This is a genomic window from Bacillus sp. JZ34, from assembly GCF_053903205.1.
The window spans coordinates 2,659,061-2,679,607 of record NZ_CP096403.1 but is presented as its reverse complement, the minus strand read 5'-3'; the positions used below and the strand labels follow the sequence as shown (position 1 = coordinate 2,679,607).

At 47.2% G+C, this 20,547-nt stretch carries 18 protein-coding genes; all 18 read left to right on the top strand.

All coding sequences use genetic code 11. From position 1 onward, the window contains the following. The first annotated feature begins 115 nt into the window (after nt 1-115). The 18 genes from M1D90_RS13445 to ftsA all read left to right on the top strand — a co-directional run bounded on the left by M1D90_RS13445 (nt 116) and on the right by ftsA (nt 20,534). Nucleotides 116-1,003 (top strand): 2-dehydropantoate 2-reductase, encoded by an 888-nt coding sequence (locus tag M1D90_RS13445; protein WP_026579764.1) that lies wholly within the window; start codon nt 116-118, stop codon nt 1,001-1,003. Between the two features lie 78 nt (nt 1,004-1,081). Then, entirely contained in the window at nt 1,082-2,698 is a 1,617-nt protein-coding gene (bshC, locus tag M1D90_RS13440; RefSeq protein ID WP_456282820.1) for a bacillithiol biosynthesis cysteine-adding enzyme BshC, read from the top strand. Nucleotides 2,699-2,823: 125 nt separating this feature from the next. Continuing rightward, nucleotides 2,824-3,255: a division/cell wall cluster transcriptional repressor MraZ gene (mraZ, locus tag M1D90_RS13435; RefSeq protein ID WP_009328555.1), complete on the top strand. Its 432-nt coding sequence runs from the start codon at nt 2,824-2,826 to the stop codon at nt 3,253-3,255. 66 nt (nt 3,256-3,321) lie between these two features. Then, the gene (gene rsmH, locus M1D90_RS13430; RefSeq protein ID WP_020451294.1) at nt 3,322-4,260 is read left to right on the top strand and encodes a 16S rRNA (cytosine(1402)-N(4))-methyltransferase RsmH; all 939 of its coding nucleotides are present in this window, start codon (nt 3,322-3,324) and stop codon (nt 4,258-4,260) included. 31 nt (nt 4,261-4,291) lie between these two features. After that, on the top strand, nt 4,292-4,645 hold the full coding sequence (gene ftsL / locus M1D90_RS13425; RefSeq protein WP_043927563.1) for a cell division protein FtsL: 354 nt from the start codon (nt 4,292-4,294) through the stop codon (nt 4,643-4,645). Nucleotides 4,646-4,651: 6 nt separating this feature from the next. Beyond that, nucleotides 4,652-6,787: a penicillin-binding protein gene (locus tag M1D90_RS13420; protein WP_020451296.1), complete on the top strand. Its 2,136-nt coding sequence runs from the start codon at nt 4,652-4,654 to the stop codon at nt 6,785-6,787. A 145-nt stretch (nt 6,788-6,932) separates the two neighbouring features. Beyond that, complete coding sequence (locus M1D90_RS13415) at nt 6,933-8,867, top strand: stage V sporulation protein D (protein ID WP_035338833.1); 1,935 nt, start codon at nt 6,933-6,935, stop codon at nt 8,865-8,867. Between the two features lie 208 nt (nt 8,868-9,075). Next, a complete protein-coding gene (locus M1D90_RS13410) occupies nt 9,076-10,542 on the top strand; it encodes a UDP-N-acetylmuramoyl-L-alanyl-D-glutamate--2,6-diaminopimelate ligase (protein WP_144497612.1) in 1,467 nt (488 codons plus the stop codon). 127 nt (nt 10,543-10,669) lie between these two features. Continuing rightward, nucleotides 10,670-11,644 (top strand): phospho-N-acetylmuramoyl-pentapeptide-transferase, encoded by a 975-nt coding sequence (gene mraY / locus M1D90_RS13405; RefSeq protein ID WP_020451299.1) that lies wholly within the window; start codon nt 10,670-10,672, stop codon nt 11,642-11,644. Beyond that, complete coding sequence (gene murD / locus M1D90_RS13400) at nt 11,645-13,000, top strand: UDP-N-acetylmuramoyl-L-alanine--D-glutamate ligase (RefSeq protein ID WP_020451300.1); 1,356 nt, start codon at nt 11,645-11,647, stop codon at nt 12,998-13,000. Between the two features lie 52 nt (nt 13,001-13,052). Continuing rightward, on the top strand, nt 13,053-14,153 hold the full coding sequence (gene spoVE / locus M1D90_RS13395) for a stage V sporulation protein E (RefSeq protein ID WP_020451301.1): 1,101 nt from the start codon (nt 13,053-13,055) through the stop codon (nt 14,151-14,153). 71 nt (nt 14,154-14,224) lie between these two features. After that, the gene (gene murG, locus M1D90_RS13390; RefSeq protein ID WP_144497613.1) at nt 14,225-15,325 is read left to right on the top strand and encodes an undecaprenyldiphospho-muramoylpentapeptide beta-N-acetylglucosaminyltransferase; all 1,101 of its coding nucleotides are present in this window, start codon (nt 14,225-14,227) and stop codon (nt 15,323-15,325) included. A 28-nt stretch (nt 15,326-15,353) separates the two neighbouring features. Continuing rightward, complete coding sequence (gene murB, locus M1D90_RS13385; protein WP_144497614.1) at nt 15,354-16,265, top strand: UDP-N-acetylmuramate dehydrogenase; 912 nt, start codon at nt 15,354-15,356, stop codon at nt 16,263-16,265. A 205-nt stretch (nt 16,266-16,470) separates the two neighbouring features. Further along, nucleotides 16,471-17,259: a cell division protein FtsQ/DivIB gene (locus M1D90_RS13380; RefSeq protein ID WP_020451304.1), complete on the top strand. Its 789-nt coding sequence runs from the start codon at nt 16,471-16,473 to the stop codon at nt 17,257-17,259. A 29-nt stretch (nt 17,260-17,288) separates the two neighbouring features. Continuing rightward, the gene (locus M1D90_RS13375; RefSeq protein WP_371268716.1) at nt 17,289-17,948 is read left to right on the top strand and encodes a DUF881 domain-containing protein; all 660 of its coding nucleotides are present in this window, start codon (nt 17,289-17,291) and stop codon (nt 17,946-17,948) included. Nucleotides 17,949-17,973: 25 nt separating this feature from the next. Further along, a complete protein-coding gene (locus M1D90_RS13370; protein WP_456282819.1) occupies nt 17,974-18,699 on the top strand; it encodes a DUF881 domain-containing protein in 726 nt (241 codons plus the stop codon). Then, entirely contained in the window at nt 18,699-19,052 is a 354-nt protein-coding gene (locus M1D90_RS13365) for a small basic family protein (RefSeq protein WP_003181559.1), read from the top strand. The genes M1D90_RS13370 and M1D90_RS13365 overlap by 1 nt, the downstream gene beginning before the upstream one ends. A gap of 183 nt (nt 19,053-19,235) precedes the next feature. Further along, nucleotides 19,236-20,534, top strand: coding sequence for a cell division protein FtsA (gene ftsA, locus M1D90_RS13360; protein WP_020451307.1), 1,299 nt, complete (start codon nt 19,236-19,238; stop codon nt 20,532-20,534). The last annotated feature ends 13 nt before the right edge of the window (nt 20,535-20,547 follow it).

Sequence of the window (20,547 nt, the reverse complement as noted above, 5' to 3'; positions counted from 1 at the left end):
AAATTTTCTAATATAATGAAGCGAAATGGTTCTGAATATTTGAAACAACTTACAAGTCAACGGCGAACATTTCTGCTATGATATACAGTATATGAAAAAATCAGGGTGTGAGCATGTGAAAATCGGAGTCATCGGAGGAGGCTCGGTCGGCCTCCTTTTTGCATACTATTTTTCATTCGGCCATGAAGTGACGGTGATCGCTCGGAGAAAGGAACAGGCTGAAGCGATTGAAGAAAAGGGAATCCGCCTTCTTGAAGACGAACAAGAGATGATCAGGAACGTCAGAGGCAGGACTGAACTTGATCCTGACTGCGATCTTCTTTTTGTTGCCGTAAAGGAGCATCAGCTCGGAGGCGTTCTGCCGGAACTGGAACAGGCCGCGCCTCGTGATATCATGTTCCTGCAAAATGGAATGGCCCATATTCCCGTGCTTGATAAATGGCAGACGGGCCACCGCATTTATACGGGATCTGTGGAACACGGCGCAGTCAGGGTGGATGACCGCACATTCCGGCACACGGGAAAAGGGGCCGTAAAATGGAGCGCGTTCCGAAGCCCATCCGCCTCCCGGCTGAAAAAAGAGCTCGCTTCAGTTCATGAAGCGTTCCCTTTTATTTGGTGTGAAGACTGGTATAAGACCCTCGCTGGAAAATTGATTGTCAATGCGTGCATCAATCCGCTGACGGCTCTTTTGCGGGTGGAAAACGGCGCACTGCTTGAAGAGCCGATGTATGAGGCCTATATGAAGCTCGTCTTTGAAGAAGCGAGCCGGATTTTGAAACTTGAAGACCGCCAAGCAGCATGGGACCATGTTCTTTCCGTTTGCCGCCGGACAAAAAGCAACACGTCTTCGATGCTTGCCGATGTGCTGGCCGGAAGAAAAACGGAAGCCGATGCGATCATGGGCTATTTGCTGAAGCGGGCAAAAGAGTCAGAGGAGTCTGCTCCGCACCTTACCTTTTTATATCGCAGTATCAAGGCGCTTGAAAACGAATGGAGCTAAATCTTTTGACCGAATCGCGGAACGTGCTATACTCGTTTCGGAAAGCTAACTATTTACTGGAGAAAGGAAGTTCTAAAGATGCAGCTTACTGAACTTTCCATACAAAGTCAAAACCCTTTTGTTCGAGACTATATAAATGGAAAAAAGGAGATAGAGCAGTTTTTCGATTACGGCCTGAGCAATGAAAGTTGGAGTGTCCGTTTGGATGACCTTTCCTCCCGGACGTATGACCGCGATGCTTTAGCTGACTATTTGCTCGACTATCACAGCAAATTTCAATCGGCAAGCATGAATGAAACAATCGAACGGCTTCGCGATCCGAAAAGCGTCGTCGTTGTCGGAGGGCAGCAGGCCGGCCTTTTAACAGGTCCTCTTTACACTATACATAAAATCGTATCGATCCTTGTATTTGCAAAGCAAAAAGAACAAGAGCTGAACGTTCCGGTCATTCCGGTATTCTGGGTTGCGGGGGAAGACCACGATCTGGAAGAAATCAATCACGTCTACATTTCTGACGGGGGCAAGGTGAAAAAGCACAAGCTCCCGCAGTCTCACTGGAAAAAAAGCCAGGCGTCAAAAACGGCGCTCGATGCCGAAAAAGCTGAAAAGTGGCTGGACGGGATTTTTGCCTCATTTGAAGAAACGGAGTATACGAATGATCTTCTCAGCCATTTGCGCCGATGTTTAAGGCAGTCTCTTTCCTTCACCGATTTTTTCGAATATCTTGTTGCCGGCATGTTTGAACAAGACGGACTGATCCTTCTGAATTCCGGCGACCCGGGCATCAGAGCCCTTGAAGCGCGTTTTTTCCGGCAGCTGCTGAACAGAAACGACGAGCTGACCGATTCTGTCAAACGGCAGCAGGAATTCATGCAACAACTGGGCTACACACCGATTATCGAAGGAGCCGCACAGCATGCGAACCTTTTTTATGAGCACGACGGCGAGCGCTTTTTAATCGAAAAAGAAAACGGGGCGTTTTTTATAAAAGAGCTTCACCTTCAGTGGTCTGAAGCAGAGCTTTGCGATTTGATCTGCCAAAAGCCGGAAGCGTTCAGCAATAATGTCGTAACAAGGCCGCTCATGCAGGAATACCTTCTTCCGACATTGGCGTTCATCGCCGGTCCCGGAGAGATCAATTATTGGGGCGAGCTGAAAGGCGCTTTTCAGGTTATGGGCTATAAAATGCCGCCTGTCATACCGAGGCTTCAGGTTACATTCCTTGAGCGGCACATCGAAAAAAAGCTGGGCGAGCGGGGAATCGAACTCCGTGAATCGATTGAAAAGGGAGCCCGCGTCAAAAAAGAGCAGTATTTTGAAGATAAGGTTCCGAGCGGTTTTACCGATTCGGTCAAACAGGCGAAAGAAAAAATCGAAAACATCCATTCCGCTGTGCGCGCTGAAGCCCTCGAAATCGATGGGAGCCTCGGCCCCCTTTTAGAAAAAAACTCAGGCTTCATTCAAGACCAGCTCGAATTTTTGGAGAAAACGGTTATTAAAAGGATTGAAGAAAGAGAAAACTACATTTTGCGTGATTTTGACAAAATTCAAACGAGCATCAAGCCTTTAGACGCTCCGCAGGAGAGAATTTGGAACATCGTGTATTATTTGAACAAATACGGTCCGAATTTCTTGGAAAAATACAAGGATTTGCCATATTCATTTCAAAACATGCATCAAGTTGTCAAACTTTGAAATAATTTTTTAAAAAACCCTGAGTAGTTCAGGGTTTTTTTTTGTTCTAAAACAGTGTAAAATAAATTTGTGGAGAGAAGTGGTGGATAGTGGTGAGTTGAGGAACGAAAGTGGGGGCCGAGATCATGTTTATGGGTGAATACCAGCATACGATTGATTCAAAAGGCCGCATGATCGTTCCGGCGAAATTCAGAGAAGGCCTCGGCGAGCAGTTCGTTCTGACGCGCGGGCTTGATCAGTGCCTGTTTGGCTACCCGATGTCCGAATGGAAACTCATCGAAGAAAAACTGAAGGCTCTTCCTCTTACAAAGAAAGATGCACGCGCTTTTACCCGCTTTTTTTTCTCCGGAGCCACCGAATGCGAATTGGACAAGCAGGGCCGGATCAACATTGCATCACCGCTTTTAAATTATGCAAAGCTTGAGAAGGAATGCGTGGTCATCGGAGTTTCAAATCGAATTGAATTGTGGAGCAAAGAGATTTGGGAACAATACGTAGAAGAGCAGGAAGATTCATTTGCCGAAATAGCTGAAAACATGATCGGATTTGATATATAATGAATCTTTGCGCATGCGGCGCTTCTGCAATCAGTTCATTTGAATAAAGGTGGGACTAGTAAAGAAATGTTTGAGCATACAACAGTATTATTAAAAGAAACAGTTGACGGTTTAAATGTAAAAGAAGACGGTACATATGTAGACTGTACATTAGGCGGTGCCGGTCACAGCGAATACTTGCTTTCACAGCTGTCTGAAAAAGGAAAGCTGGTCGCTTTTGACCAGGATGAAACCGCACTCCGCCACGCGAAGGAAAAACTGGCGGATCATGAAGGACAAGTCGTTTTCATAAAAAGCAATTTTCGGTATTTAAAAGACCGTCTAAACGAAATCGGCATCACGAAAGTGGACGGTGTTTTATTTGATTTAGGCGTCTCATCTCCTCAGCTGGATACACCTGAAAGGGGCTTCAGCTATCATCATGATGCACCTCTTGATATGCGAATGGACCTGTCGGCGGGCCTTTCGGCAAAGGAAGTCATCAATGAATGGCCTTATGAGGATCTCGTGAAAATCTTCTTTAAATACGGAGAAGAGAAGTTCAGCAAGCAAATCGCCAGGAAAATCGAAAAAGCAAGAGAACAATCGGCTATTGAAACAACAGGCCAGCTTGTCGATATCATCAAAGAGGCGATTCCCGCACCGGCAAGAAGAAGCGGCGGGCATCCGGCTAAACGGATCTTCCAGGCGATTCGAATTGCGGTAAACGATGAATTGAGAGTGTTTGAAGAAGCGCTTTTACAGGCGATTGAGGTACTGAAGCCGGGCGGAAGGGTATCGGTCATCACGTTCCACTCGCTGGAAGACCGGATCTGCAAATCGACATTTAAAGAGATGTCATCGCCTCCTGAACTGCCTCACGGACTGCCCGTGATCCCCAAGGAGTTTGAACCGAAATTAAAGTTAGTCAACAGAAAGCCGATCACAGCTTCTGAAGAGGAGCTTGAACACAATAACCGTGCGCGCTCAGCGAAGCTGCGCATCGCGGAAAAAGCACGAGAGTGAGCTGTACGAATTAAAAGGAGGTCATCAGTCTATGAGCAATTTGGCTTATAAAGTAGAAAAACAGCAACGACAGACAAACAGTGCAGAACAATCCGTTATCATCCGGAGAAGAGCATCGATAACGCTTGGGGAAAAGGTACTGATTGTGCTTTTTGCCCTGGCTGTACTCAGCGCTTCACTTTTTATGATTTCAAAGGCTTTTGCCGCGTATCAGACCAATATTGAAATTCAAAAGCTCGAAAAGAAGGTTGAAACGGAAAGCAGCAGAGTTGATGACCTCGAAAAAGAAGCCGATATGCTGAAAGAGCCGGACCGTATCATGGACATCGCCCGGAAAAAAGGCCTTAAATTAGGTGATAAAAAAGTGAAAGACATACAGGAATGATGCACAATGCCGAAAAAAAATAAATTCATGAACAGAGGAGCGGCAATACTCAGTATTTGTTTTGCCCTCTTTTTCTTTGTTATCGTAGGACGATTTGCGTTTATTCAAGCGACGGGAAAAGTGAACGGCGAAGTGCTTGCACAGAAGGCGAACGAACAGTATGAGAAAAAGCGGACGATCGAAGCCCACCGGGGATCGATCCTTGACCGGAACGGAAAAGTGCTTGCCGAAGACACTTCGACATACAAGCTCGTCGCGATTATGAGCAAAAAGATGGAACCTCAATACGTGAAAAACAAGCAGCTGACGGCTGAGAAGCTTGCGCCGATTCTCGGTATGGATGAGGGGAAAGTGCTCGATATTCTCAATAAAAAAGGAGCGTTTCAGGTTGAATTCGGATCGGCGGGGCGGGATTTGACATATGCCCAAAAAGAAAAAATCGAAAAGCTGAAGCTGCCTGGCATCGTGTTCACCCGCGATACGAAGCGCTACTATCCAAACGGAATCTTCGCTTCCAATCTCATCGGCTATTCGCAGATCAACGCAAAAACAGGTGAAATGCAAGGCATGATGGGCCTTGAAAAAACGCTCAACGATTATTTGAAAGAAACGGACGGATACATGACGTACGACACCGACAGAACGGGCTGGCGCCTGCCGAACAGCAACGAAAATATTAAAGCGCCAAACAATGGAGACAACGTGTATTTGACGATCGATCAAAAAATCCAGGCGTTTTTGGAGGACAGCATGACGACCGTCCAAAAAGAATACAAGCCGAAGAAGATTATGGCGGCGGTCGTTGATCCGAAAACAGGCAAAGTGCTCGCGATGGGGCAAAGGCCGAGCTTCAACCCGAACGTGCGCGATGTCACGAACTATTACAACGACCTTGTCTCCTACAGCTTTGAGCCAGGCTCAACGATGAAGATTTTCACATTGGCGGCAGCCATCCAAGAAGGCGTATATAATGGAGGAGAACAATACAAGTCTGGATCATATTCGGTGTCTAAAAAAGATAAGCCGATTAAAGACCATAATGGCGGCAACGGCTGGGGCCCGATCACATTTAATGAAGGTGTTGAACGCTCCTCAAACGTCGCGTTTGCGATCCTTGCCAATGATAAACTCGGCACAGACCGCTTCAATCAATATTTGCGGAAGTTCCATTTTTACGACAAAACGGGCATCGACCTGCCTGGAGAAGCGAACAGCAAAATCAATTTTGAATATTTGCGTGATAAAGTATCAACTGCCTTTGGTCAAAGTTCAGCGGTCACGCCGATCCAGCAGCTTCAGGCCGCGACAGCGATCGCGAATAACGGAAAAATGATGAAGCCTTATGTCATCGATCATGTCGTTGATTCTGACAAAAACAAAACGATTTATCAAAATAAACCGGAAAAAGTCGGACAGCCGATCTCTGCCAAAACGGCAAAAGAAGTGCGCGACCTGTTGGGAAAAGTCGTCACATCTGATAAAGGGACGGGGAAGCCGTACAAGATCGAAGGATTTGATGTCGCCGGAAAAACCGGTACGGCGCAAATTGCCGGAGAAGACGGCAGATATTTGACCGGCCGCGAAAACTACGTGTTCTCCTTCATGGGCATGGCGCCGAAGGACGATCCGCAGCTTCTCGTTTATGTAGCCGTACAGCAGCCGCAATTAAAGGCTACGGAAACAGGTTCTGCTCCGGTATCAAAAATTTTCAATCCGGTGATGAAAAACAGTCTTCACTATTTAAATATCACACCGACAGAGACCAAAAAAGAAGAAAAGCAGGAAGAAAAACAGCTGGAAATGCCTGATTTCACCGGCAAACGAGCCAAATCCGCCGAAAAAGAGGCGCAAAACAGCAGCCTTGTTCCGGTTACGATCGGCGATGGCTTGGCTGTGAAAGAACAGTACCCGAAAGCGGGAGAAGCCGTCCTGCCGAATCAGAGGGTCTTCCTGAAGGCCGACGGGAAAATCACACTGCCTGATATGACGGGCTGGTCAAAGCGTGACGCTCTCCGCTTCGGCGCCATGGCAGGCATTCATATCGAAACGAGCGGCCAGGGTTATGTGAAAAGCCAAAATGTAAAAGCAGGCAAAGAATTAAAAGCCAACTCGGTCGTAAAAGTCAGATTGAAAAACGAATAGATCCCATCTAAAAGGCTATCGGCTCAGAGTCGATAGCCTTCCGTTTGGGCGCGGCGCCTCCTGAGCATATAAAAATAAGGGCCGTTCTATCAAAACGCCCCAAGGCATAAAATGAAACAAGCCTAAATAAGGAGTGAACGGTCTCTTGCGCGTTTCCAATGTAACGGTCAGAAAACGTTTAATATTCGTTCTGCTTTTTGGTGTGATCATCTTTTTGATTATTGATACAAGGCTCGGATACGTTCAGTTCGTTCTGGGGGATAAACTGACGACATTAGCTAAAGATTCGTGGAGCCGGAACCTTCCTTTTGAGCCGGAAAGGGGCGAAATATTGGACAGGAACGGCGTCAAGCTGGCGACAAACCAAAGCGCGCCATCGGTTTTGGTTGTTCCGAAGCAGGTTGAAAATCCGATCAAAACGAGCAAACTGCTGGCCAGCGTGTTGAATATGTCGGAAGAAAAAGCGTACAAACATGTCACGAAAAAAACGTCAATTGAAAGGATCAATCCCGAGGGCCGGAAAATTTCCCATGAGAAAGCAAAAGAAGTCAGAGATCTCAACTTGAAAGGCGTATACATTGCAGAAGATTCGATCCGCCATTACCCGTTCGGCAGCTATCTGTCCCATGTGCTCGGATTCGCGGGCATTGACAACCAGGGTCTGCTTGGCCTCGAAGCTTTTTATGACAAAGAGTTGAAAGGTGAAAAGGGCTATGTAAAATTTTATTCTGATGCAAAAGGCAAGAGGATGCCGGGGGAGGCGGATGACTATACACCGCCGAAAGACGGGCTTGATATGAAGCTGACGATCGATTCAAAGGTGCAGACGATTATGGAGCGGGAGTTTGATATCGCAGAAGCGAAGTATAACCCGGACGGAATGGTCGGTGTTGCGATGAACCCGAAAAACGGGGAGATATTGGCGATGGTCAGCCGGCCGGACTTTGACCCCGCAAACTACAAATCAATCGATCCTAAAGTCTATAATCGGAACTTGCCTGTATGGAGCACATATGAGCCCGGTTCGACTTTTAAAATCATCACGCTTGCCGCAGCTTTGGAAGAGAACAAAGTCAACCTCCAAAAAGATCACTTCTATGATAAGGGTTCCGTTGAAGTGGACGGCGCAAGGCTGAAATGCTGGAAGCGCGGCGGACACGGCGCACAATCGTTTCTTGAAGTCGTCCAAAATTCGTGCAACCCGGGATTTGTTGAGCTTGGTCAGCGGCTTGGCAAAGAAAAACTGTTCAGCTACATTAAAAATTTCGGCTTCGGACAAAAAACCGGGATCGATCTACAAGGCGAAGGAACGGGCATCTTATTCCCGCTTGACCGCGTCGGTCCTGTAGAGCAGGCGACAACCGCTTTCGGCCAGGGGGTATCGGTGACACCGATCCAGCAGGTCGCAGCTGTTTCTGCAGCTGTCAACGGCGGAACGCTGTATACGCCGTATATTGCCAAAGAGTGGATTGATCCCGTAACAAAACAAACAGTGAAAAAACAGACGCCGATCGCCAAAAGAAAAGTGATTTCTGAAGAGGCATCGAAACAGATCCGTTACGCGCTGGAGAGCGTTGTCGCCCAGGGGACGGGGCGGAACGCTTTTGTCGACGGCTACCGGGTGGGCGGCAAAACCGGTACGGCGCAAAAAGTCAAGGACGGGAAATATTTAAAAAACAATCACATCGTCTCGTTTATCGGAACGGCTCCTTCAGATGATCCGAGCATCGTCGTTTACGTCGCCGTCGACAATCCGAAAGGCACGATTCAATTCGGGGGTACGGTTGCAGCGCCGATCGTCGGAAACATCATGAGAGACAGCCTTCCGCAGCTCGGCGTTAAGAAGCGGAAAGATCAGATTGAACGCAAATATCAATGGCTGGACAAAAAGCTGATCGAGGTCCCGAACCTTATAGGGCTTTCCGTGACAGAGCTTGAACCATTGCTGATCAACCTCAGGCTGAAAGCTTCTGGAAAAGGCGATGTCGTCGTTCAGCAGTCCCCTAAGCCGGGCGAAAAAGTAAAAGAAGGATCGACCATTCGCATTTACCTTGACAATAAAGACGGAGCCTCTGATTAATTCGGATCATGATAAGGAGCGGCAACCTGCTGATGACCGGGGGCCGTTCCTCCTAAAAAATATATAGATTTTAAAGGATTAGCTGGATGTATCCTCTTTTTTACGCTAAAATATGAACTGTATGTCTGCATGCAGCTCGTGCGGTTAATCAACGCAGGAACAATATGACAACGAATGAAGAATGATTAGACTTGAGAGGTTTGATACGATGAAATTAACAAAGCTTCTTACATATTTAAAAAATGCACCTTCCTATGCCGGCCAAGAAGATCCTGATATAACTTCAATTGAGATGGACTCCAGGGAAGTCAAGACAGGGAGTCTTTTTGTTTGTATAAAAGGCTATACAGTCGACGGGCATGACTACGCCCGGCAAGCCGCTGAAAAAGGGGCTGCCGCTATCGTGGCGGAAAGGGAAGTGGACGCCGATGTGCCGGTGATCATCGTCCGCCATACGAAGAGAGCGCTTGCCGTGCTGTCGGACGCCTTTTACGGACAGCCGACGAAGCAGCTGAAGCTGATCGGCATTACAGGCACAAACGGCAAGACATCGACTTCTCACATGGTGGAGGAGATCTTTAGAAAAGCCGGGAGCCGCACAGGACTGATCGGCACGATGTACACGAAAATCCATGACGAAACGTTCGATGCAAAAAATACGACGCCGGAAAGCGTCACACTTCAAAAAACGTTTAGAAAAATGGTTGATCAGGATGTGGATACAGCCGTCATGGAAGTGTCTTCACACGCTCTCCACATGGGCCGGGTCCACGGGTGTGATTACGATATCGCCGCATTTACGAACCTGACTCAGGACCACCTTGACTACCACCGGACAATGGAAGAATATAAACATGCGAAAAGTCTGCTTTTCTCTCAGCTCGGCGGATCTTTTAACCACGATACACCGAAGTGGGCCGTGCTGAATGCGGATGACCTTGCTTCAGCGTATTTCGCCCAAGTGACGTCAGCACACCTTTTGACATACGGAATTCAAAACGATGCCGATGTCATGGCTGAAAATATCAAAATGGCTCCGAAAGGGACAACCTTTGATCTGGTGACGCCCAAAGGTACTGCACAAGTAACGATTCCGCTTGTCGGCCTCTTTAACGTCTACAATGTTTTAACGGCCGCGGGGATCGCACTAGCAGCGGATATCCCGTTTGCCACGATCACAGAAGGAATTGAAGGGCTGAAAGGCGTCAGAGGAAGATTTGAGCTTGTGGACGCCGGCCAGGACTTTCCGGTAATCGTCGACTATGCCCATACTCCTGACAGCCTCGAAAATGTCTTGAACACGTGCAGAGGCTTAACGGAAGGAAAGCTGTTTGTCGTCGTCGGCTGCGGAGGAGACCGCGATAAGACGAAGCGTCCGAAAATGGCGAAAATTGCCGTTGACCTTGCCGATGAACCGGTCTTTACAGCCGATAATCCGAGAAGCGAAGACCCGCTCGCCATTTTAAACGATATGGAGGAAGGCGTAAAAGGGGCTTACTATCACAGCATCGTCAACCGTGAGCAGGCAATCTTTTTTGCCATTGCAAACGCCAAAAAAGGCGATGTCGTCCTGATCGCAGGCAAAGGCCATGAAACCTATCAGCAGATCGGCGGTCAAACCTTTGATTTTGATGATGCTGAGGTGGCCAAAAGAGCCATTCTTGAGCTGAAATAACCGAAAAAGAACTACAGGAAAGAGTTGTTGAAATGATGGATGAAATAAATCAACATATGAAAAAAAACAGTGAATATGATAAATGCGTATGCTGCTACTTATATCACGCGGAAGGGAGAGAAGAACGATGCTCGAACAAGTAATTTTATTTACCATTATCATGGGCTTTTTAATCAGCGTTCTTTTATCTCCGATTTTCATTCCGTTTTTAAGAAGGCTGAAATTCGGGCAGAGCATCCGTGAGGAAGGTCCGAAATCCCATCAGAAAAAATCGGGAACGCCGACGATGGGCGGCGTCATGATCATATTGTCGATTATCGCGACGACCATTGTCATGACAATGAAATTTTCCGAAGTCAGCATGAACATGATCCTTCTCTTGTTTGTTACGGTTGGATACGGCTTGCTCGGCTTTTTGGATGATTATATTAAAGTCGTGATGAAGCGCAACCTTGGACTCACATCCAAACAAAAACTGATCGGCCAAATCGTGATTGCTCTGGTATTCTATGCCGTCTACCACTTCCAAGGGCTGCCGACTGACATCCGCATTCCGGGAACAGAGCTGTCATTTGATTTCGGCTGGATTTATCCGGTGCTCGTCATCTTTATGCTTGTCGGCGGTTCAAATGCTGTCAACCTGACTGACGGGCTTGACGGGCTGTTGTCGGGTACTGCTGCCATCGCGTTCGGTGCGTTTGCAATTTTGGCATGGAACCAGTCGCAATACGATGTCGCCATTTTCGCGGTTGCTGTTGTCGGAGCGGTGTTAGGATTTCTTGTGTTTAACGCGCACCCCGCGAAAGTCTTTATGGGAGATACAGGATCGCTTGCCCTCGGAGGGGCGATTGTGACGATCGCGATTTTAACGAAACTGGAAATCCTGCTTGTCATCATCGGCGGCGTATTCGTCATTGAAACGCTGTCCGTCATTTTGCAGGTCATTTCATTTAAAACGACCGGCAAACGAATTTTCAAAATGAGCCCTCTTCACCATCATTACGAACTTGTCGGATGGTCTGAGTGGAGAGTTGTCGTCACTTTTTGGACAGCGGGACTTCTGCTTGCCGTCTTAGGAATTTACATCGAGGTGTGGTTATAAGTGGATACTCAAGATTTATTGCAAAATCAAAATGTGCTCGTACTGGGGCTGGCGAAAAGCGGATATGCTGCCGCTTCGATCCTTCATGAAAAAGGCGTAAAGGTTGTCGTGAATGACCAGCTGCCTTTTGAGGAGAATGAACCTGCGCGGATTCTCGCGGAAAAAGGGGTGGAAGTCGTCTGCGGCTCTCATCCGACGGAACTGTTTGATCTTCATTCGATCGACATTCTGATTAAAAATCCGGGCATCCGCTATGAAAACGTGATGGTCGAAGAAGCGCTGAAGCGGGGCATACCGGTCTGGACGGAGGTTGAACTTGCCTATCATCTGACAGATGCTCCGTTCATCGGCATTACCGGTTCAAACGGAAAGACGACAACGACAACGCTTGTTTATGAAATGCTGAAAGCCGATTCGAAAAAAGCGCTCGTTGCTGGTAATATCGGCACGGCGGCAAGCGAAGTGGCCAATCAGGCCGGCGGAGACGAATGGATCGTGACAGAGCTGTCGAGTTTTCAGCTCATGGGGACTTATCAATTCAGACCGAAAATCGGATTGTTATTAAACGTATTTGATGCCCATCTCGATTATCACCATTCGCGCCAAAATTATGAGCTTGCCAAACAGCAGGTCTATCGAAATCAATCGGAAACAGACGTTGCCGTTGTCAATTTGGACGATGAGACAGTCGTACGGCTTGCCGAGTGTTCAAAAGCGGAGAAGGTGTATTTTTCGGTCCGCCGGACACTTGAGCGCGGAGCGTGCGTGAAAGACGGCGTGATCATGTTTAACGGTGAACCGGTCATGCCGCTTGAAGACGTCGTTTTGCCGGGAGAGCACAATTTGGAGAACATTTTGGCCGCCCTTTGCATTGTTAAAACCGCAGGCGTCTCCGATGAGGCCGTCCGCAAGGTGCTGACGAGCTTTACCGGTGTAAAGCACAGGATGCAATACGTCGCGACGATCAAAAACAGACTGTTTTACAATGACAGCAAAGCGACAAACATTCTTGCGACCAAAAAAGCGCTGTCCGCCTTTCAAAAGCCGGTCATTTTGCTGGCAGGGGGGCTTGACCGCGGAAATGAATTCGATGAACTAAAGCCGCATATGTCTTTTGTCAAAGCGGTGATCACATTCGGCGAGACCGCACCGAAGTTTGAGAAGCTGGCCGAAGAAATGGGAATACAACAGGTTAAACGTGTCGATAATGTTGAACAAGCAGCAACTGCGGCGTTCAGCCTGTCAGACGAAGGAGATGTCATTCTTCTGTCCCCGGCCTGTGCAAGCTGGGATCAGTACAAAACATTTGAAGAACGTGGTGACATGTTTGTAAACGCCGTGCATATGCTTAAATAAGGGCTTGTCTCGTAAAGATAGCCCTAAGAATTAGAGCTTGGGGTGTTCGGCTTTGCAAACAAAAAAAACGTCACCGGATTTTTTGCTGGTTATCATTACGCTATTGCTTTTAACAATTGGACTGATTATGGTATACAGCGCCAGTGCAGTATGGGCGACTTACAAATACGACGACTCCTTTTTCTTTGCGAAACGGCAGCTTTTATTTGCCGGCATCGGAGTCATCGCCATGTTTTTCATCATGAATGTCGACTACTGGACGTGGAGAACTTATGCGAAAATACTGATCATAGTATGTTTCTTTCTGCTCATCATCGTCCTTGTTCCCGGGATCGGCATGGAACGGAACGGGTCGAGGAGCTGGATCGGAGTCGGCGCTTTCAGCATTCAGCCGTCCGAGTTTATGAAGCTCGCGATGATCGCATTTTTGGCCAAGTTTTTATCTGAAAAGCAAAAGAATATTACATCGTTTAGAAAAGGCTTTGTGCCGGCGCTGGGTATTGTCTTTTCAGCTTTTTTGATCATCATGATGCAGCCTGACCTTGGAACAGGAACCGTAATGGTCGGCACATGCATCATTATGATCTTCGTCGCGGGTGCGAGAATTTCACACTTCGTTTTTCTCGGTCTTCTGGGTCTGAGCGGCTTTGTCGGCCTTGTGCTGTCGGCGCCGTACCGGATCAAAAGGATCACTTCATACTTGAACCCTTGGGAGGACCCTTTGGGGAGCGGCTTTCAAATCATTCAGTCTCTTTATGCGGTGGGGCCCGGCGGGCTGTTCGGCCTCGGCCTCGGCCAGAGCAGGCAAAAGTTTTTTTATCTGCCTGAGCCGCAGACAGATTTTATTTTCGCGATTTTATCAGAGGAGCTCGGCTTTATCGGCGGATCGCTGATTCTTTTGCTCTTCAGCGTTCTATTATGGAGAGGCATCAGAATCGCGCTCGGTGCGCCCGATTTATACGGCAGTTTTGTCGCCGTCGGCGTCATTTCGATGATAGCGATTCAGGTTATGATCAATATTGGCGTCGTGACCGGCCTGATTCCTGTTACAGGCATCACGCTTCCGTTTTTAAGTTATGGCGGTTCATCACTGACCTTGATGCTTATGGCGGTCGGCGTGCTGCTGAATGTCAGCAGGTATTCTAGATACTAGATTTTGGCGATAACCCTGTTGCGAGATAGCAGGGTTATCGGCGTGTACATAAGGAATAAGGGGGAGAACAGATGCGGATTGTTGTTAGCGGAGGCGGAACGGGCGGCCATATTTACCCCGCCCTTGCGTTTATTAAAGAAGTGAAACGGCATCATGAAGATGTTGAGTTTTTATATATCGGAACCGAAAAAGGCCTGGAGAAAAATATCGTCGAGCGGGAAGGGATCCCTTTCAAGGCGATTGAAATTACGGGTTTTAAAAGAAAGCTGTCATTTGAAAACGTCAAAACCGTCATGCGCTTTTTAAAGGGTGTAAAAGAATGCAAAAAAGAATTAAAACGGTTTAAGCCCGACGCGGTGATCGGCACGGGCGGCTACGTGTGCGGACCCGTGGTATACGCCGCTTCAAAACTGGGGATTCCGACGATTATCCACGAACAAAACAGCCTTCCCGGACTCACCAATAAGTTTTTATCCAAATATGTTGATAAGGTAGCCATTTGTTTTGATGAAGCGAAACCGCATTTTCCTGCAGAAAAAGTTGTTTTTACAGGAAACCCGAGGGCGTCTGAAGTCGTCTCTATAAAAGGGGGTCGTTCTCTGACCGCTTTGGGCCTTTCAGAAGGCAAAAAAACGGTCCTTATTTTCGGAGGCAGCCGCGGTGCCGCTCCGATCAATGAAGCGGTTATCGCGATGCAAAACGAATTAAAAAAGCGGGATTACCAGGTTCTTTATGTCACAGGGGAAGTTCACTATGATAAAGTAACAGCTGCGCTTAAAAAAGAAGACCCCGCTCCGAATATGGTCGTTCAGCCATTTCTCCATCAAATGCCCGAGTACTTAAAAGAGTTCGAAGTCGTCGTGGCACGTGCGGGAGCAACGACAATAGCGGAAATCACCGCGCTCGGCATTCCAAGCGTATTGATTCCGAGTCCGTACGTTACGGCCAACCACCAGGAAGTGAACGCACGCTCACTAGGAGAGCAGAACGCCGCTGTCGTTTTAAAAGAATCAGAGCTTAATGGAGACCGCTTAATTCAGGCGATCGATCATATTTTACAAGACGAAAAAACGCTGCAAGAGATGAAGAGCCGCGCGAAGTCGCTTGGCGTACCGGACGCGGCCGAACGCTTGTACAATGTGCTGAAAGAACTGAAACATCATGCAAAATGATAAGACAGAAGGATTTTGGAGGTTTTCGATGGATAAGGTGATACAAGAATTAAAAGAACTTGAAGTCGGCAAAGTTCTGGAAAACGAGCCGCTCAGCAACCATACTACGATTAAAATCGGAGGACCGGCTGATGTGCTGGTGGTTCCGAAAAACATTCAAGCTGTCAAAGATACGATGAAGGTGATCAAGAAGCACGGCATCAAGTGGACGGCCATCGGCAGAGGCTCGAATCTTCTTGTCCTCGATGAAGGGATAAGAGGCGTTGTCATCAAGCTCGGACAGGGGCTTGACCATATGGAAATCGACGGCGAGCAAGTAACGGTCGGCGGCGGCTACTCTGTCGTAAGGCTTGCGACAGGCATCAGCAAAAAAGGGCTTTCCGGCCTTGAATTTGCCGCGGGCATTCCGGGTTCGGTCGGCGGAGCGGTTTACATGAATGCCGGAGCCCACGGTTCTGATATCAGCAGGGTATTGGTGAAAGCATTGATCCTGTTTGAAGACGGAACGATCGATTGGCTGACGAATGAAGAGATGGCGTTCAGCTACCGCACGTCCATCCTGCAAAACGAGCGGCCGGGCATATGTCTTGAAGCCGTTCTCCAGCTGGAGCAAAAAGAACGCGATGAGATCGTTGCGCAGATGCAGAAAAACAAAGACTACCGAAAAGAAACGCAGCCTGTGTCCAACCCTTGCGCAGGGAGCATCTTCAGAAACCCGTTGCCTGAACATGCGGGCCGGCTAGTTGAAGACGCTGGTTTGAAAGGCCATCAGATCGGCGGGGCAAAGGTTTCAGAGATGCACGGCAATTTCATCGTCAACGCAGGCGGCGCAACAGCGCAAGACGTCCTGGATTTGATTGCATTCATTCAAAAAACGATTAAAGAAAAATACGATATCGACATGCACACTGAGGTCGAAATTATCGGAGAAAAACGGTAAACGGCCTCTCTACTTCAGATCGCCTTATGATATAATGTATGAAACAAACAAGCAAACGGCATCCTAGTATGTCGTTTGTTTCGCTAAATGGAAGCTTTTTAGCTTGCCCCGTGCTTTCATATGTCGAAAAGCGCGTCATTTTTCCGAACAAAAATAAGCAAATAAAAGTCTTTTTGTCTGCTTTATTAACCTGAGGTGAGCCTACGTGAAACCCGGTATTGATAAAGAAAAAGTAGTGAATATAGAAGAACGGATTCCCAAAATCAAAGAACAGCGAAAGCAAAAGGCAAACCGCCGGCTGATCACCTTTATTCTGCTCTTTTTCACGATGATGCTGATTATCATTTACCTGCAGACGCCGATCAGCAAAGTTTCGACGGTAGAGATCAAAGGAAACAAAAACGTTTCAAAAGACCAGATCATTTCCCTGTCTTCGATCCATAAAGGACAGACGGAATTCTGGAGTCTGAGCAAGCAAAAAGCCGCAGAAAAGATCGAGCAGAATAAATTGATCAAAAAAGCCGAAATCTCTAAACAGCTGCCCAACAAAATCGCCATCTCCATCGAAGAGTATAAAAGCATTGCGTTTTTGCAAAAACACAATGTGTACTACTCCGTGCTTGAAAACGGCACGGTGCTTCCTGAAGAGGTGACGCCGACTGACATCGGACCGACCCTTAATAACTGGGAGGAAGACGAAAAGCTCGTTCAAATGGCAAAACAGCTGAACAAGCTTTCCGATTCCGTGAAAAAATCGATTTCCGAGATTAACTATACGCCTCAAAAATCAAATCCTTGGCTGATCAGACTGTATATGAACGACGGCTATATCGTGACGGCTTCGCTGAAAACGTTCGGACAGAAAATGAACAGCTATCCGGCGATCGTAAAAGAGCTGCCGAAAGGGGAAAAAGGCATTATCCATATGGAAGTCGCGACCTATTTTGAACCTCTGAAAAAAACGGATGAAAGCAAAAAGGGAGACGGAAATTGAAGAGGCACACAGTCAATCTTTCACTCGCCATGCTTGTCCTCGGATTCCTGCTGTCTTTCTCCTATCAATTCGCCAGGGAAAACAAAGACCATGAAGAAACAGCTGAAAATTGGAAAGAGGAGTATTCCTTGCGCGACCGGCTGATTTCCCAGGAAAAGCAAAATAAGAAGCTGGAACAGGAGCTTTACAAAAAACAGCAGGAAGTACAGAAAACAGAGACGGCTTTGAAAAAGGAAAAAAAAGAGTATTACAATATTGTCGAAGATGTTGAAAGGTACAGAATGTTCGTCGGGGAAATCGGCGTTCAGGGCGAAGGAATCAAGGTGACGCTGAAAGACGCTTCTTACATACCGGAAGGTGAGAATGTCAACAACTATATCGTCCATGAAAGCCACATATTCCGCCTGCTCAATGAGCTGTGGATTTCCGGGGCGGCCGCGGTGTCGATCAACGGACAGCGTGTGACACATCATTCTTACATATCGTGCAACGGTCCTGTCATCACGGTTGACGGCAACCAGTATCCCGCGCCGTTTGTCATTTCGGCCATCGGGGATCCGGATGTGCTGATGCCGGCGCTGAACATTGCAGGAGGACTTGTGGACCAGCTGAGCCGCGATCATATTTCAGTCAGCATCGAAAAACAAGACCAAATCGAGATGGAGCCCCTTTTAAAGCAGGGGGAATGAACGTTGAAAAGTTGGTGGGCGGACGTTGAAGAAAAATAATCGTTTCATCAGTTTGAGCATCCTGATGCTCATTTTCGGAATTATGCTGTCCGTACAGTTTAATTCGCTGAAAGCGCCGAAAGTCCGCGATACGCGGGACATTTGGGACCTCAGGGAGGATCTGAAGAAAGAACAGAAAAAACAGCTTGAGCTGATCAGCGAAATTGACAAATATGAAAAAATGCTGAACACATACAGTCATCAAGAAGAAACCTCGCGGACAAAAGCGTTGAATGAAACGCTTCAAAACTTAAAAAAACAGGCCGGCTTCACAGATGTTACAGGGAACGGAATCATCATCACCATTTCTCAGCTTTTCTCGGAAGAACTCACGGGAGAATCCATTCAAAATCCGCCGCCAGACCTTCTGAAAAAGCTGATTAATGAACTGAATATGTATGAAGCGGAAGAAATATCGATCAATGACAGAAGGGTTGTCAACACGACGGTGATCAGGGATATCAACGGAACAACCAAAATCGACGGATATCCTTTGGACAACTATCCGATAACGGTAAAAGTCATCGGCAAAAACGCCGATAAACTATATAGCCGAATGAATGCTTCATCCCTGCAGGATCTGTTCGTGGGAGAAAATCTGGATTTGCAAATCAAAAGGCCTGAAAAACAAATCAAAATCAAAGCTTACGAAGGTTCAATGCAAGTTGCGCCATTGAAACCGCTCGAGAAATCAAAAGGAGAGAATTCCTAATGTGGCTTCCGGTTTTAGGGCTTTTGCTCGGAATTACAATCGGGTTCAGCACGAACTTCACCATTCCGGATGAATACTCAAATTATTTGTCCCTGGCGATTCTTGCATCCCTTGATACTTTGATCGGGGGAATAAGGGCCCATTTGGAAAGTGTATACGATGAACTAGTTTTTGTGACGGGCTTTTTCTTCAATATCATTCTCGCCATAAGTTTGGCTTTTCTGGGCGTTCATCTTGGTGTAGACTTGTATTTAGTCGGTATGTTTGCATTTGGCGTGAGGCTTTTTCAAAACATCGCGGTCATCAGAAGAATACTGCTCGCCAAATGGACGGCCTCGAGGAGAAAAAATTAAAAAAAATCGGATTTAAAAGAGGATATACATAGGATATCACGAATATTCACAGTAATCCTAAAACTAAAAACGAAGCGTATTGGTTTGTATTGATTGTTACACACTTGTAAAACCAGATTCATTGTATTGTTGTTCGGCAAATAATAGAATAGAATTGACTGAAATGTGAGGAGGTGCCATAGAATGAACAACAATGAACTTTACGTCAGTCTAGACATCGGTACGTCCAATATTAAAGTGATCGTCGGTGAAATGTCAGACGATTCTCTTAACATTATCGGAGTCGGAAATGTTCCCTCAGAGGGGCTGAAAAAAGGATCAATCGTTGATATAGATGAAACGGTTCATTCTATAAAAAAAGCGTTTGAACAAGCAGAAAGAATGATAGGTTTTCCGCTGACCCACGCGATCGTCGGGGTTAATGGGAACTACATCCATATTCAAGATACGAACGGTGTTGTGGCTGTCTCAAGCGAGAATAAAGAGATCCACGTTGAAGACGTGCGCCGGGTGATGGAGGCCGCTCAAGTCGTTTCCATCCCGCCTGAACAGCTGATCGTCGATGTGATTCCGAGACAGTTTATCGTTGACGGCAGAGGCGATATTACAGATCCGAAAAAGATGCTCGGCGTCCGCCTTGAAGTGGAAGGATCGCTGATCACGGGCTCTAAAACGATCTTACATAACCTGCTGCGCTGTGTGGAAAGAGCGGGAATTGAAATAACGGATATTTGCCTTCAGCCGCTGGCTGCCGGATCTGTCGCTTTATCAAAGGACGAAAAAAACCTCGGAGTGGCTTTAATCGACATCGGGGGAGGATCGACAACGGTTGCCGTATTTGAGGACGGACATCTTCTTGCGACCCGCGTCATACCCCTGGGAGGAGAAAACATCACCAAGGATATTTCAATCGGATTGCGCACTTCCACAGACGAAGCTGAGCGGGTGAAGAAGCAGTTTGGACATGCTTTCTATGAAGAAGCGTCGGAAGAGGAAACATTTGAAGTCGCCGTGATCGGGACAGACCAAAAGCAGACCTTTTCTCAGCGGGAAGTGGCAGACATTATAGAAGCCAGGCTCGAAGAAATCTTTTTATTCGTGGCAGAGGAACTGCGGAACATGGGAATAAAAGAATTGCCGGGAGGGTTTGTGCTTACAGGGGGACAGGCTGGAATGCCGGGTGTCCTCAGCCTCGCACAGGATGTTCTTCAAAATAACGTCAGAGTGGCTAGCCCGAATTATATCGGTGTAAGAGAACCTCAATACATGACAGGAGTCGGCCTCATCCAATTCGCTTACCGCAACGCAAAAATCCAAGGCAGAAAAGTAGGGTTTAAGATGCCGGAACAAGCGGTTCAGGAAGTCGCGGCAACACATCAAAAAGAAGTGCAGCAGCGACCGAAGCCAAAATCCAAGCAGCACGCTCAAGCTGAGAAAAAGCCGAGCAAAATGAAGAAAATATTTAACTTCTTTTGGGAATAGAGATTAGTCATTC

What these genes read in the sequence shown, in the direction of transcription:
- bshC (WP_456282820.1), top strand. Translation starts at nt 1,082, where the DNA reads ATGCAGCTTACTGAACTTTCCATACAAAGTCAAAACCCTTTTGTTCGA.
- mraZ (WP_009328555.1), top strand. Translation starts at nt 2,824, where the DNA reads ATGTTTATGGGTGAATACCAGCATACGATTGATTCAAAAGGCCGCATG.
- rsmH (WP_020451294.1), top strand. Translation starts at nt 3,322, where the DNA reads ATGTTTGAGCATACAACAGTATTATTAAAAGAAACAGTTGACGGTTTA.
- ftsL (WP_043927563.1), top strand. Translation starts at nt 4,292, where the DNA reads ATGAGCAATTTGGCTTATAAAGTAGAAAAACAGCAACGACAGACAAAC.
- M1D90_RS13420 (WP_020451296.1), top strand. Translation starts at nt 4,652, where the DNA reads ATGCCGAAAAAAAATAAATTCATGAACAGAGGAGCGGCAATACTCAGT.
- M1D90_RS13410 (WP_144497612.1), top strand. Translation starts at nt 9,076, where the DNA reads ATGAAATTAACAAAGCTTCTTACATATTTAAAAAATGCACCTTCCTAT.
- mraY (WP_020451299.1), top strand. Translation starts at nt 10,670, where the DNA reads ATGCTCGAACAAGTAATTTTATTTACCATTATCATGGGCTTTTTAATC.
- murG (WP_144497613.1), top strand. Translation starts at nt 14,225, where the DNA reads ATGCGGATTGTTGTTAGCGGAGGCGGAACGGGCGGCCATATTTACCCC.
- murB (WP_144497614.1), top strand. Translation starts at nt 15,354, where the DNA reads ATGGATAAGGTGATACAAGAATTAAAAGAACTTGAAGTCGGCAAAGTT.
- M1D90_RS13375 (WP_371268716.1), top strand. Translation starts at nt 17,289, where the DNA reads ATGCTTGTCCTCGGATTCCTGCTGTCTTTCTCCTATCAATTCGCCAGG.
- M1D90_RS13365 (WP_003181559.1), top strand. Translation starts at nt 18,699, where the DNA reads ATGTGGCTTCCGGTTTTAGGGCTTTTGCTCGGAATTACAATCGGGTTC.
- ftsA (WP_020451307.1), top strand. Translation starts at nt 19,236, where the DNA reads ATGAACAACAATGAACTTTACGTCAGTCTAGACATCGGTACGTCCAAT.